Genomic DNA, 13,975 nt, shown 5'->3' with positions numbered 1-13,975 from the left:
TTTGACCCCCAGCCGCAAACTTCAAGGAGTGCCGAGTGACCCCGGAAACCCTTACCACCACTGAAGAAGTTCCACCGCGCCGCGTCCCCACCCCGCCGCCGTTCCCGGCCTTCCAGACGCCCGGCACGCCCGAGGAAGTCTCCGGGCATTCGCTGGTGCACCGCGAGCTCAACTACGCAATCGCCGTCGGCTTCCGCCGGCTCTCCATGGACATCTGGCTCCCGCGAAACACCGGGGGCGGCCCGGTCCCGGTGGTGGTGTGGATCCACGGCGGGGCCTTCCAGCTCGGCGACCGCCGCGAACTGCCGCCCACCTTCGAGCCGGAATCGGTGTTCCGCCTCCTGAATAAGGCCGGCATCGCGTGCGCCACGGTGGATTACCGGCATGCCCTCGAGGCGCCGTTCCCCGCCCAGCTCCACGACATCAAAGCCGCCGTCCGGTATCTCCGGCACCACGCTGACGTGCTGGGCATCGATCCCGAACGCATCGGTGCCTGGGGTGAGTCGGCAGGCGGCCACCTCGCTGCGCTGCTCGGCCTGACCGGCAGCCGCGAAGACCTCGAGGGAGGCCTCGGTGCCCAGGGGCAGCCGAGTTCGGTGAGCGCCGTCGTCGACTTTTACGGGGTCTCCTCGCGGACGCTGATGCCGGGGATGGACGAGGCCACCAGCTTTATGAGCGGCGCGTTGCTCGCAGCGGTGCCCGACGGAATGTCGCTGGAGCCCGGCCCCATGCTGGTGGGCAATTCGCATGATCGGTCCCTGCTGGACGCCGCCAGCCCGCTGGCGTACGTCACCGCGGACGCCTCGCCCTTCCTGCTCATCCACGGCGACAGCGACGGCCTGGTCCCGCTGTCCCAGAGCGAACTCCTGGCCGATGCCCTCACCGCAGCCGGCGCGCAGCAGGAACTCATCACCATCGAAGGCGGCGATCACTGCTTCTTCTTTGCCGAAGACCAGCTGGACCGCATCCTCGAGACCTCGGTGTCCTTCTTCTCGAAGGAGTTCAACAAGCCATGACATTCCCCGCCACCTCAGGAGCCACCCCGATGACCACCCCTTCCACCCTCCGTTTCGAACACCACGAGGAGCCCTTCGGCATCGGCGAGGACCGGCCCCGGCTGTCCTGGCAGGTCGTTTCCGGGCAGGAGGGCTGGGTGCAGACGGCTTACGAGCTCGAACTTGGCCCGGACCGGAACAGCCTGGTCAGCTACGGCCGTATTGATACGGCTGAGCAGCTCCTGCAGCCCTGGCCGGCGGCGCCGCTGGCCAGCCGCGAGCGGGTCGCTGCCCGGGTGCGGGTCTGGGGCAACCACGACGGCGGGCCCTCCGACTGGAGCCCCGTCGCCTGGGTGGAGGCCGGTCTGCTGAATGCAGCCGACTGGCAGGCATCCATGATCCGCCCCGCGTGGGACGAGGACAGCGAGGCGCCCGAGCCTGCGTCCCGCCTCAGCCGCACCTTCGACGTCACCGGGCCGGTGGCCTCAGCACGCATGTACGCCAGCGCGCACGGAATCTACGTCGCGTCCATCAACGGGCGGCGCGTGGGCCGCGACCTCCTCGCCCCCGGCTGGACCAGCTACCACCACCGCCTCCGGTACCAGACCTACGACGTCGCCGAATACCTCCGGCAGGGCACCAATGTGATCGGCTTCGAGGTGGCCGACGGCTGGTGGCGCGGCCAGCTCGGCTTCCAGGAGAAGCGCAACACGTACGGAGACCGCACAGGCGTGATCGGCCAGCTTGAAGTACGCGACGCGGCCGGGCACCTCACCGTGGTGGGCACCGACCACACGTGGCTGGCCGGGCGCGGCCCGGTGCTTGCCGCCGGCCTGTACGAGGGCGAAACGTACGACGCGCGGCTGGCGGATGCCGGCTGGGCCGGAAGCGGCACCCAGCTGGAGCCCGCCGTAGTCGACGACTTCGACCCTGCCCTCCTGGTGGCCCCCGACGGTCCGGCAGTCCGCGCCACTGAAGAGCTGACCGTCAAGGCCGTGCTGACCACTCCATCCGGCAAAACCGTTCTGGACTTCGGCCAGAACCTCGTGGGCCATGTCCGCATCAGCGTCCGCGGCGAGGCCGGCACGGAAGTAGTGCTGCGGCATGCCGAGGTGCTGGAACACGGCGAACTCGGCATGCGGCCGCTGCGGACCGCCACGCAGACGGAGAGCTACATCCTCCGGGGCTCCGGGACGGAAGAAGTCTGGGCACCCGAATTCACCATCCACGGCTTCCGCTACGTCGAGGTGAGTGGCTGGCCGGGTGAGCTGGACCCGGAAGCCTTCACGGCCGTCGTCGTCCATTCCGAGCTCAAGCGCACCGGCTTCTTCGAGTGCTCCGAGCCGATGCTGAACCAGCTGCACTCCAACGTGGTCTGGGGCATGCGCGGCAACTTCGTGGACGTGCCCACGGACTGCCCGCAGCGCAACGAACGGCTCGGCTGGACCGGCGACTTCCAGGTCTTCGCGCCCACCGCCTCCTTCCTCTACCGGATTCCCGGGTTCACCGCGTCCTGGCTGAAGGACCTGGCAGCCGAACAGGGCACGGACGGGCCGCCGCCGCTGGTGGTCCCTGAGGTGATCAACGACATGCCGCCGTTCCCCACCCGTCCCGTGATGGCTGCCTGGGGGGACGCCGCCGTGCTGGTCCCCTGGGTGATTTACCGCCAGACCGGAGACCTCGAGTTCCTGCGCCGGCAGCTGCCCGGCATGACGGCCTGGCTGGCCGCCGCGGCGGACGCCGCCGGCCCCGAGCTGCGCTTCGAGCAGGGTTTCCAGTTCGGCGACTGGCTGGACCCGGCGGCCCCGCCAAACAATCCCGGTGCCGCTCGCACTCCCTGGCAGCTGGTGGCCCAGGCCTATCTGGCGTACTCGGCATCGATCGCCGCCCAGGCTGCGGCCCTGATGGGGGAGGACGGCGAGGCGGTCCGCCTGCGCGAGGTGTCGCGCCAGGCCCGTGCCGTTTTCCGCACGCAGTACATCGCCGACGACGGCACCCTCCGGCCCTCCACGCAGACCTCCTACGCGCTGGCCCTGCGCTTCGGGCTGCTCGAGCCGGAGGAGCACGCGGCAGCCGGGGAGCGGCTGGCCGAAACCGTGGCCGCCGACGGGTACCGGATCGCCACCGGCTTCGTGGGGACACCGCTGGTCACCGACGCGCTGAGCGACGAAGGCCAGGTGGAGGCGGCCTATCGCCTGCTGCTGCAGACGGAATGCCCGTCCTGGCTGTATCCGGTCGCGATGGGCGCCACCACCATCTGGGAGCGCTGGGACTCCATGCTCCCGGACGGCACCATCAACCCCGGCGACATGACCTCCTTTAACCACTATGCGCTCGGAGCCGTGGCCGACTGGATGCACCGCACCGTCGCGGGTCTCGCCCCCGCCGATCTCGCCAGCCGGAAACTGCTGGTCCGGCCCCTGCCCGGCGGCGGTCTGACCTGGGCAGCCGCCCGGCACGAGACCCCCTACAGCGAGGCGGCCGTGCGCTGGGAACACGACGGCGGCACCTTCGCCTTGTCGCTCACGGTCCCCGCCGGCTGCACCGCCGCGGTGTCCCTGCCGGACGGTTCGGGGGCCGTGGAGGTTGGGTCCGGAACGCACTCCTTCAGCTGCGCCTTCCCCCCGACAGGGGCCGCTGTCGCTGCGGATGCGGCAGATTTCCTTAACGGAGATCCCGAGCCGGCGTTGCAGCCATGAGCCTCGACCCCGAGCTGGCGGCCCTCCTGCAGCACGTGGCCGGCGTCGGCTCCTTCGCGGATCTGATGGCTGATCCGGAGGGGATGCAACGGCTCGACGCCTTTGCCGGAGCCCACCTGCCGTATTCGCTTCCCGACGTTCCCGTCCGATCCGCAGAGGCACCCGGGCCCAACGGGCCGGTGCCAGTGCGGATTTACGGTCCGGTTGCCCCCTCGGTGACTGATGGCGGTTTGCCCGATGACGGTTTGCCCGACGTCGGCGGCGTGCCCGGCTTGGTCTGGCTGCATGGCGGAGGTTTCGCCGCGGGCACCCTGGACATGCGGGAAGCTGACCAAGTGGCCCGCGAGCTGGTGCAGGGCACCGGGGGCGTGGTGTTCTCCGTGGACTATCGTCTGGCGCGGGATGGCGTGCACTTTCCGGTGCCCCACGAGGATGCGCTCGCGGCCTGGCTGTGGGCAGCCGCCCATGCGGGGGAGTTTGGCGTCGCAACTGACCGGTTGTGCCTCGGCGGAGCCAGCGCTGGGGCCAACCTGGCTGTCGGAGCGGCGATGTACCTGAAGGACGCCGGAGAGCCTATGCCCGCAAAGCTGCTGCTGGCCTACCCGTTCCTTCACTCCGACCTGCCGTTGACGCAGGATGCGGTCATGGCAGCCCTCCCTAGGATCCTGCGCTTCACCGCGGATGACTGCCGCGGGATGGTGGAGAACTATATCGGAGGGCCCGCCGGCATGGCCTCCTCGTACGCGATGCCCGGAGGCGCCGACCCCGAGGGCCTGCCCCCGGCCGCCGTTCTTGCCTGCGAGTACGATGATCTTCGCCCCTCTGCCGAACTCTTCGTGGAGGGGCTGCGTCGGGCCGGCATCGACGTGGCTTATCGATTGGAGGAAGGGGCCATCCACGGCTACCTCAACCACTCCGCGGCAGTCAGCATAGTGCGGCGGGGCCTGTCCTTCCTGGCCGCCGAGCTGGAGTCGGCAAAGCCCTTTCAATGATTGAAATGGCCGGTACTGGCCCGGTTCCTGATCCGACAGTCTTAGAGGACAAGCCCCTACAGAGGGGCATACCGGGCCAACGGGGAACCGGCAGAGGCAGCAAAGGAGTCGATGATGACGGAAGGCCGTGTGCTGAAAGGCGTGGAGTTCGCCCGCACGGATGGCCCCGCTGCCCGTCCGCTGCTGCTGGACCTGTACCTCCCGGAGCCTGATGAAAACGGTGCAGGGATCCGACCGGGAACAGGGGAAACGCTGCGGCCGGCGATCGTCCATTTCCACGGCGGCGGCTGGCGGGTCGGAACCCGGTCTTCGCTCGGCCCTGTCGCCGACGGCTTCGGACTGTCACCCTTCGAGGTCCTCACCGAAGCAGGCTTCGTCGTCGCCTCGGCCGACTACCGGCTGAGCGCTGAGGCCCACTACCCGGCCCAGCTGCACGACGCCCAGGCCGCGGTCCGCTGGCTGCGGAACAACGCAGCCGGCTACGGCGTGGACCCCAACCGGATCTACGCCTGGGGCGACTCCGCCGGTGGCCATCTGGCGAGCCTGGTCGGCCTCATCGGCGGCGACAGCCCCGTCGCGGCCGTGGCCGCCTGGTACCCGCCCACGGACCTGTTCCGCATGGGGGAGCAGGCCCTGCCCAACGCCGTCGCGAGGGCCACTGACCCGGCCTCCCGGGAGGAACAGCTGATAGGCGCCGTCCTGGCGGAGGAGCCCCAGAAGGCAGCCGCCGCGAGCCCCGTCACCTACGTCCGTCCCGGCGCCCCGCCCTTCCTCCTGGTCCACGGCACAGCCGACCGCTTTGTGCCGGCCGCCCAGTCCGAAACCCTGGCGGCCGAGCTCGAAAAGGCAGGCGCCGACGTCGAACTTCTACTCCTCGACGGGGCGGACCACATGTGGTCCCTTCCCGACGGCAGCCCGGCCGCCGCGGAGAAGGCACTGGCCGCCACGGTCAGCTTCTTCCGCCGGCAAGCCGGCGTTCCCTGAGTTTTCTGTAGTACCAGCTTCGGCAACTGCCTCAAGGGAGGCTCTACTTGCCGTGTCCTCTGACCGACACCCGCCCCCGGGCGAACCTGAAAGGCCCCGCATGCAGTACATAGGCATAAATCACGACGGCGACACCTGGGCAGCCGCCCTGAACGGCACCACTGTGTTTCCGCTGGCCCCCGTGACGGACTTCTGGGCGGACGCCGACGGGTGGCAGGAGAAAGCGCTGTCCCTCGTTGAGGGCACCGGTTCACTGCCGCTGGAGCCCCGTTCACTGGTGCGCGGCACCGTCACCGAAGTGCCCCTGGTTCCTGCCTCGGCCCGCGTCATCTGCGTCGGCCTCAATTACGGGGCGCACGCCGCGGAGGGCAGCTACAAGAACCAGGAGCTGCCGCCGTACCCCACCCTGTTTGGGCGGTGGACGGCTTCCCTTTCCGTCGGGAACGTCCCCGTCCCGGTGCCCGGCGGCGAGGCAGGCCTGGACTGGGAAGGCGAAGTGGCCGCGTACATCGGCAAGCGCGCGGAGTCCGTGACCGAGGACCAGGCCGCGGACGCCATCTTCGGCTACTCCACCTTCAACGACATCACCGCCCGGCGCGCCCAGAAGCTCACAACGCAGTGGACCCTCGGCAAGAACGGCGACTTCACCGGTCCGCTGGGACCGCTGGTCAGCCGCGACGAGGTGGGCGACCTGTGCGACGGCCTCGAGGTCCGGACCCGGGTCAACGGCACCGAGGTGCAGCACGGCAACACGCGGGACATGATCTTTTCCGTGCCCGCCATCATCTCGCTGATCAGCCAGACGTTCACGCTCCACCCCGGCGATGTGATCGCCACCGGCACCCCTGAAGGCGTTGGGTATGCCCGCACACCGCAGTGGCTGCTGCAGCCCGGTGACACCGTCGAGGTCGAAATCGAGCGGCTGGGCACCCTGGTCACCCCCGTCGGCGAACCGACACTCCGGGCGAGGGCCTGATGACCGCCGTCGATCATGCCGGGCTGGCGGACCTCCCCGCGCAGATCCCGGTCCTGATTTCCGGGGGAGGTCCCAGCGGACTGTTCCTGGCTTTGGACCTAGCCAGCCGGGGCATTCGCAGCACGGTCGTGGAGCCCCGGACGCTGATCGATCCGGACAGGCCGCGCGCCAAGACCACCAACGCACGCACCATGACGCACCTGCGCAGGCTCGGCCTGGCCGCTGCCCTCCGCAATGCCGCGCCGCTGCCGGTGGGTTTCGCTCAGGACGTCATCTTCTGTTCCTCGCTGACCGGCCGCGAGATCAGGCGCTTTCCCAACGCCTTCCAACTCGAAACCGGCCACTACCAGCCCCAGCCCGAGTGCGGCCAGCAGGTGCCGCAGCCAGTACTGGAGGCGGTGCTGCGGGAAGCCGTGGCGGCATCGGTCCACGCCACCCTGCTCACGGGGTTGCGGATCGACGGATTTGAAACCCTTCCCGACGGCGGGCAGCGTGTGACCGTCGCCAATGATTCCGGCCACCGCACCGCCGTCGACTGCACCTTCCTGGCAGGGGCCGACGGCGGCTCCTCCACAGTCCGCCGCGGCATGGGCCTCCGGCTCGAAGGGGAGTCCGCTGCCCTGTCCAACATCAGCATCCTCTTCCGCTCCCGCGACCTGGCCGCCACCATCACGCTGGACGCCGCCGTCCAGTACTGGGTGTTGGGGCCCGGCGCCGCGGGCATGGTGGGACGGATGGACCTGGACGAGACCTGGTGGGCCATCATCCAGGGCGTCGGCAGCCAGGACGCCGGCGATGCGTCCGAGCCTGATCCGGCCGCCCTGGTGCGGTCCCTCGTGGGCGCCGACATCGACGTTGACGTGATTGCCACGGATCCCTGGACTGCCCGTATGCTCCTTGCCCCGTCCTACGGCACGGGTTCCTACGGAATGGGCGGGGTGTTTCTGGTGGGGGACGCGGCGCACCAGAACCCGCCGTGGGGCGGCCACGGCTTTAACACGTGCATCGGCGACGCCGCCAACCTGGCCTGGAAAATCGCCGCCGCCTTCGAAGGGTGGGCGGGGCCGGGGCTGCTGGAGAGCTACGGCCTGGAGCGACGGCCCGTGGCAGACCGGACTATCCGCGACGCAGCGGCCAACGGAAAAGCCCTCGCCTACCACTTCGCCGATCCCGCGCTGGCGGCCGACGGGACTGCGGGGGAGGCCGCACGGGCTACCGCCCACGACTCCCTGGCCGTCAAGCGAAGCGAGTTCGATTCGCTGGGCCTGGTTCTGGGATACAGCTATTCCGGGTCCCCGCTGGTGGTCCCCGACGGGGCGCCGGTGCCGGCCGAGGACCCGATCCGCTACGTGCCGTCGGCCAGCCCGGGTGCCCTGCTGCCGCACGCCTGGCTGGACGGCACCACCTCCCTCTACGACGTCCTCGGGCCGGGATTTTCGCTGCTCGTGGACGCCGCCAGCACGGTTCTGGACAAGGCAGGCGTGGGCCTGGCTCCCGAGCAGGCCTTCGCTCCGGTGCTCGCGGCCGGTGCCAGCCACGGTATCCCGGTGACCGTCACTGCCGTCGGGCCTTCCGACGACGGGACGCTAATGGCGGAGCTGTGGGCGGCCGAAGCCGTCCTCGTCCGTCCGGACCAGCACATCGCCTGGCGCGGTTCCTCCGCGGACGCCGCCGCTGCTGCCCTGGCAGTCGCGGCCGGCTGGGGAACCGCCGTCGAACCACTCGAGCAACTGAAGGAGGGCACCAATGCCGGCGCCGTCGTTTCGTGATTTCCTCTACGCGCCCGACCACCCGCGCGTGGCGCACCTGCGCGGACTGGACGCGCGCTCCTATGCCGAGGAGGCCAAGAACGACTCCTTTGCCGGCCCCATGATCGAGGGCTGGCAGAAGCTCTACCCGGAGCCTTTCACCGGTGTAACGAACGACGGCGTCATCCGCCCCGGGCTGTTCAGCCTCGCCGAGGCGCGGACAGCGGAAGCGGCGCCGACGGCGGAGATGGTCGCCGCCGCGGGCAAGCTGCTCGCCGCTGCCTCGCCGGATCAGTGCGACCGTCTGAGGTATCCCGTGGACGCCCACGAATGGCAGAGCTGGGCCAACCCGGAATTCATGCAGCACGACACCGGGCTGCGCCTCGAGGACCTGGACGCGGCCGTACGCGATGCTGCGCTCGGCGTGGTGGAAGCGAGCCTGAGTCCGGAGGGGTACGCGCTGGTCCGGAACCTGATGCGCATCAACGGCTTTCTCGGGGAGCTGGTGGAACTGCCGGAGCTGATGAACGAATACAGCTACAACTTCGCCCTCTACGGGGCCCCGTCGGAATCGGAGCCGTGGGGCTGGCAGCTGTTCGGCCATCACGTGGCGCTCAACTGCCTGGTGGCCGGAACCCAGCTGGTTTTGTCGCCGATGTTCCTGGGCGCCGAGCCGGACGTCATCGATGCCGGGCCGCACAAGGGCGTGAAAGTGTTCAAGGAACGGATCAGCCTGGCCCGTGAACTGATGGCAGCACTGCCCGAGACCCTGCGGGGTGAAGCGGTGTCCTTCGCCGAGATGGTGGATCCGGCGATGCCCGAGGGACGGCTGCATCCCGGCGACGAACGCCACCTGGCCGGCTGCTTCCAGGACAACCGGGTGATTCCCTACGAGGGCATCCTGGCTGATTCCATGCCGCCCGAATCACTGGCGCTGCTGGACAGGCTGGTGGAGGACTTCGTCGCCTGCCTTCCCGCCGGCCCCCGTGCCGCGCGGATGCGGGAAATCCGGGAGCACTACAGCGAGACCCGGTTCTCCTGGATCGGCGGCTGGCAGGGCGGGGACGCGTTCTACTTCCGGATCCAGAGCCCCGTGGTGGTCATGGAATTGGACCACCACAGCGGCGTCTTTCTCAACAACGACACCCCCGCCCCGTTCCACATGCACACGGTCCTCCGCACTCCGAACGGCAACGACTACGGCCGTGCGCTGGTGCGGCAGGCGCTAGCGCAGTAAACCCTCCATCGATTGCTCCGTAGCCGCCCTTTTCACCCACGAAAACGGCAGTTACGGAGCAGTCGATGATTCTTTGCGCACACTACAAGGCCCGGACTCCATGGGGGAGTCCGGGCCTCGTGGCTTGTTGGTCGTGTCCTGTCGCTAGATGCCCAGGGCGGCGCGGCGCTGGGGCGGCGGGCCGACGACGGTGAGGTCCATCTCCGCCTGGGCGCGGCCGAAGCCCTCCATGTCCATGTAGGGCTCGCCGCCTTCCGTGTACATGTAGTTGTCGGTGGGCTTGTTGAAGTATTCGAAGAAGCCGTTGAAGACCGACGGCGTCAGGAAGCCGACCATCTGTGTGTTGTGGGAGTCGAACGCGAAGGAGTGGACGGTGCCCGCCGGGGCGTGCAGGAAGTCGCCCTTCGTGAGCAAGACCTCGCGGCCGTTGGCGTAGAGCCACATGCGGCCTTCGGTGCAGAGGAAGTTCTCGGTGTGCTCGGAGTGGAAATGCAGCGGAATGTAGGGGGACTTGGCGCCCTTGGTGTGGACGGCGAAGTAGTTCGAACCCGTGTTCTCCGGCCGGGAGAGGTAGGTGAACATGGTCTGGTAGCTGACCATGCGTTCGCCTTCGCCGGCGCTGAGGAAATAGGGGCTCAGCGTGGCAGGCAGCCCGGCATTCTGCTGCAGCGAGGGCGCCACCCGCTCCATGTCCGGGAAGGTGATGCCGAATTCGGCCCCGACTTCCGCAGCTTCCCGGGAGCTCTGCCGGTGGCCCGCATGGACCGGCGGAACATGCGAATCGATGGGGGTACCGACCCGCTCGTAGTAGGCTTCGGCGCCACCGGGCGTCATCCAGTTCAGGAAGCGTGTGTAGTGGCTGGCCATCCGGTAAGCGTGCGGTGTTCCCGGCGGAATCACCACGGAGTCGCCCGGGGTCAGGATGCGGCTTTCGCCGGGAAGCCAGACATGGAGGATGCCGTCAAAGACGTACAGGGTCTTGTGCTCGATCTTGTGGCTGACGAAGGGGGACTTTGCTCCCATGCCGCCGGAAATGTAGGCGGCGCTGAAGATGCCGCCGGTGTCCACGGCGCGGGCGATCACGGTCACCAACTGCCCGTCGATTTCGTAGCGGGCACCCTCGCCGGAGGCCATGTAGTAGGGCACGGCTTCGCCGGGCAACACATTGGCAACCGGCAGTTGCTTGTTCATTTCCTCGACGCTGAGGGTCATGGCTTCCTTCTTTCTTCGGCATCGCCGCGGGGACGTCGTTTGGACAAGCTTGGCGGATCAGGGCGTCCAAAGTATGCGCGGATTTCATTGGTTGAAAATTTCCGTCAGTCGTACCAAGGGTCGGTTTCGCAGATCTCAGGGTTCACAGGCTCCTGACAGTTTTCGAACAGCGGTGCCCTAACCTGCTGCCGGATCTTTGAGGAAGGGGCTAGGACAGATGCCCTTCCACTCAAAGCCGTATCGCACGGCCGATCAAGGAGACACAATGTCACGAACCAAGAGAATCACCCTCGGCATCACCGCCGGCGCGCTGGCACTGGGCGCCGGCCTGGGGGTTACGGGAATGGCCTCAGCCGCCACCACTCCGAGCCCCAGCGCAACGTCGAGCACGTCGACGGACAGCAGCGCATCGACTGACGGCTTCCGGGGCCGTAAAGGTGGTGACCGCGGCCAGATTGCGGCGGACCTTGCCACCAAGCTGGGCGTTGACGAAGCGAAGGTAACCGAGGCGATCCAAGCGTTCCGCGAGGCCAACAAGCCGACGACGGCGCCGACCGAGGGCACCAAGCCAGACCGTACCGCCCAGGACGTCGCAATGGCCAAGTCCCTGGCGAAGGCCCTCGGCGTCGACGAATCCAAGGTCACCGCGGCGCTGACGGAAATCCGCGCCGCCGCACAGACGGAGCGCGCCGCAGCCTTGAAGACCAAGCTGGACACGGCGGTCAAGGACGGCACCCTGACCCAGGCCGAAGCCGACGCGGTTACGAAGGCCGTCGAGAAGGGCGTGATCGGAGGCGGCGGCCACTAGGAGATAGTGCGCGGCACGGTCGACCATAAACCGTCGTCGACCCTGAACCGCCTTCATCCGTGAACCAAGGAGTCCCCAGGGAAAGCCCCGGGGGATTCTTCGTTCTCCAAGCGCTCCCGCATGTCCTGCGGCCTACAGCACCTTGCGGATGGTCTCCTCGAAGCTCGTGACGTGGTGCAGTGCGAGCTCGCCTGCCTTGTCCGCGTCCCCATCGGCCACGGCCTTGAGCAGGTCCACGTGCTCGCTGATGTGGCCGCTCACCGACGGGACCTTGTCCAGGACCAGGCACCAGATGCGGGTGGCCAGGTTGTCATAACGGATCAGGGTGTCCTCGAGGTGCGGGTTGGCCGCGGCGCGGTAGATCAGGCGGTGCACCGTCAGGTCGTAGCGCATGAGCTCCCGCGACTGGGCGGGGGTGGGCGCCAGCTCCGAGATGGCCTTGGCGACGTCCAGGAGTTCCTCGCGCATGGCGGTGTTCGCCCGCTTGGCGGCCCGGCGGGCCGCGAGCGGTTCAAGCAGCTCCCGGATTTCCGAGACGTCGGCCAGTTCCGTGAAGTCCACGGTGGTGGCGAATGTTCCCCGGCGGGGGTAGGAGACCACCAGGTGGTCCACCTCCAGCCGCTTGATGGCCTCACGCACGGGTGTGCGTCCAAAGCCGAGTTCTGCCGCTAGCTGGCCGTCATTGATGGGCTCGCCCGGCCGGATGTCCAGCATGATCAGCTTGTCGCGCAGCTGCCGGTACGCAGCCTCGGCCTGGGACAGCGCCTCGTCCTCGGCGGGTGGCATGGCGGGAAGAGCATTCACAGCGGGACTCCGTTCATGGGCTCCAAGTGGAAGCGAACTGTCATTTTGCTTCCAGCTATTGACTCTGTTGTGAGCTCAATCATACCATTGACCTCACACTGATATATCAGTCATAAGCAAAGTGGTATTTCATAAGGAGCATTCGTGGTTGAGCAGTTGAACGACCGACTTTCCGCAGTCGATCCCGAGATCCAGCAAGCCGTCGCCCGTGAGCTGGACCGCCAGCAGTCCACGCTGGAAATGATCGCCTCGGAGAACTTCGCTCCCGCAGCCGTCATGGAGGCGCAGGGTTCGGTCCTCACCAACAAGTACGCCGAGGGCTACCCGGGCAAGCGCTACTACGGTGGCTGCGAGCACGTCGACGTCGTTGAGCAGCTGGCCATCGACCGCGTGAAGGCACTCTTCGGCGCCGAGTTCGCCAACGTCCAGCCGCACTCCGGCGCGCAGGCCAACGCTGCCGCGATGTTCGCACTGCTGAACCCGGGCGACACCATGCTCGGTCTTTCCCTGGCCCATGGCGGCCACCTCACCCACGGCATGAAGATCAACTTCTCGGGCAAGCTCTACAACGTGGTCCCGTACCACGTGCGCGAATCCGACCTCCGGGTGGACATGGCCGAGGTCGAGGCCCTGGCCCTGGAGCACAAGCCCAAGCTCATCGTGGCCGGCTGGTCCGCTTACTCCCGCCAGCTCGACTTCGCCGAGTTCCGCCGGATCGCCGACCTCGTCGGTGCCTACCTGATGGTGGACATGGCCCACTTCGCCGGCCTCGTCGCCGCCGGTCTCCACCCCAACCCGGTGCCGTACGCCGACGTCGTCACCACCACCACGCACAAGACCCTGGGGGGCCCCCGCGGCGGCGTCATCCTCGCCAAGGAGCAGTACGCCAAGAAGATCAACAGCGCCGTCTTCCCCGGCCAGCAGGGCGGCCCGCTGGAACACGTCATCGCCGCCAAGGCCGTGGCCTTCAAGCTCGCCGCAACCGAGGGCTTCAAGGAACGCCAGGAGCGCGTCCTGGAGGGCGCCAAGCTGCTGGCCGAACGCTTCCTGCAGCCCGATCTCGAAGCCGCCGGCATCACGGTGGTCAATGGCGGCACCGATGTGCACCTGGTCCTCGTTGACTTGCGGAACTCCGAACTGGACGGCCAGCAGGCAGAGGACGCGCTGCACAAGATCGGCATCACGGTCAACCGCAACGCCGTCCCGTTCGACCCCCGCCCGCCGATGGTTTCCTCCGGCCTCCGGATCGGCACCCCCGCCCTGGCCACCCGAGGCTTCGGTGCCACGGCATTCACAGAAGTAGCGGACATCATCGCGACGGCGCTCATCGCAGCTGCCGGCACCGGCACGCTCGACGACGGCACCGCCGTCGAACTCCGCGCACGCGTCACGGCGCTCGCCGGGCAGTTCCCCCTCTACCCCCACCTCAGCGACGGCACCCAAATTGCAGCGTTCGAAGCAGACATGATTGGAGCGGCCCAGTGAGCACCCACCAACTCCCGGAGCACCCGGATTTCCTG

At 68.1% G+C, this 13,975-nt stretch carries 11 protein-coding genes; 9 read left to right on the top strand and 2 right to left on the bottom strand.

What is annotated here, in order from left to right:
- The first annotated feature begins 35 nt into the window (after positions 1-35).
- The 7 genes from J7I85_RS23930 (at position 36) to J7I85_RS23900 (ending at position 9,631) form a co-directional block, all read left to right on the top strand.
- Entirely contained in the window at positions 36-1,016 is a 981-nt protein-coding gene (locus tag J7I85_RS23930) for an alpha/beta hydrolase (protein ID WP_214858185.1), read from the top strand.
- Positions 1,013-3,694, top strand: a complete 2,682-nt coding sequence (locus tag J7I85_RS23925; RefSeq protein WP_251024779.1) for an alpha-L-rhamnosidase — start codon at positions 1,013-1,015, stop codon at positions 3,692-3,694. The genes J7I85_RS23930 and J7I85_RS23925 overlap by 4 nt, the downstream gene beginning before the upstream one ends.
- Positions 3,691-4,686, top strand: coding sequence for an alpha/beta hydrolase fold domain-containing protein (locus tag J7I85_RS23920; RefSeq protein ID WP_214858183.1), 996 nt, complete (start codon positions 3,691-3,693; stop codon positions 4,684-4,686). The genes J7I85_RS23925 and J7I85_RS23920 overlap by 4 nt, the downstream gene beginning before the upstream one ends.
- A gap of 114 nt (positions 4,687-4,800) precedes the next feature.
- Positions 4,801-5,670 (top strand): alpha/beta hydrolase, encoded by an 870-nt coding sequence (locus tag J7I85_RS23915; RefSeq protein ID WP_214858181.1) that lies wholly within the window; start codon positions 4,801-4,803, stop codon positions 5,668-5,670.
- Positions 5,671-5,770: 100 nt separating this feature from the next.
- The gene (locus J7I85_RS23910; protein ID WP_214858179.1) at positions 5,771-6,646 is read left to right on the top strand and encodes a fumarylacetoacetate hydrolase family protein; all 876 of its coding nucleotides are present in this window, start codon (positions 5,771-5,773) and stop codon (positions 6,644-6,646) included.
- Positions 6,646-8,415 carry an FAD-dependent monooxygenase gene (locus J7I85_RS23905; protein WP_214858177.1) on the top strand — a complete coding sequence of 590 codons (1,770 nt, stop codon included), beginning with the start codon at positions 6,646-6,648 and terminating at the stop codon, positions 8,413-8,415. The genes J7I85_RS23910 and J7I85_RS23905 overlap by 1 nt, the downstream gene beginning before the upstream one ends.
- Positions 8,393-9,631, top strand: coding sequence for a DUF3500 domain-containing protein (locus J7I85_RS23900; RefSeq protein ID WP_214858175.1), 1,239 nt, complete (start codon positions 8,393-8,395; stop codon positions 9,629-9,631). The genes J7I85_RS23905 and J7I85_RS23900 overlap by 23 nt, the downstream gene beginning before the upstream one ends.
- Positions 9,632-9,775: 144 nt before the next feature.
- Here J7I85_RS23900 and J7I85_RS23895 read toward each other — a convergent pair whose 3' ends face one another.
- Entirely contained in the window at positions 9,776-10,843 is a 1,068-nt protein-coding gene (locus J7I85_RS23895) for a quercetin 2,3-dioxygenase (protein ID WP_214858173.1), read from the bottom strand.
- A gap of 265 nt (positions 10,844-11,108) precedes the next feature.
- On the opposite strand from J7I85_RS23895, the gene J7I85_RS23890 reads away from it, so the two are divergent.
- The gene (locus J7I85_RS23890; protein ID WP_214858171.1) at positions 11,109-11,651 is read left to right on the top strand and encodes a Clp protease N-terminal domain-containing protein; all 543 of its coding nucleotides are present in this window, start codon (positions 11,109-11,111) and stop codon (positions 11,649-11,651) included.
- Positions 11,652-11,783: 132 nt separating this feature from the next.
- Here the strand turns inward: J7I85_RS23890 and J7I85_RS23885 are convergent, their stop codons facing one another.
- Positions 11,784-12,455 (bottom strand): GntR family transcriptional regulator, encoded by a 672-nt coding sequence (locus J7I85_RS23885; protein ID WP_308159639.1) that lies wholly within the window; start codon positions 12,453-12,455, stop codon positions 11,784-11,786.
- A gap of 144 nt (positions 12,456-12,599) precedes the next feature.
- On the opposite strand from J7I85_RS23885, the gene glyA reads away from it, so the two are divergent.
- Entirely contained in the window at positions 12,600-13,940 is a 1,341-nt protein-coding gene (glyA, locus tag J7I85_RS23880) for a serine hydroxymethyltransferase (RefSeq protein WP_308159638.1), read from the top strand.
- Positions 13,941-13,975: the final 35 nt, after the last annotated feature.

Source organism: Arthrobacter sp. ISL-65 (assembly GCF_018613795.1).
In the GTDB taxonomy this organism is placed as follows: domain Bacteria; phylum Actinomycetota; class Actinomycetes; order Actinomycetales; family Micrococcaceae; genus Arthrobacter.
Note: the sequence above shows the minus strand (reverse complement) of the source record. Positions and strands in the feature narration are given on the sequence as shown.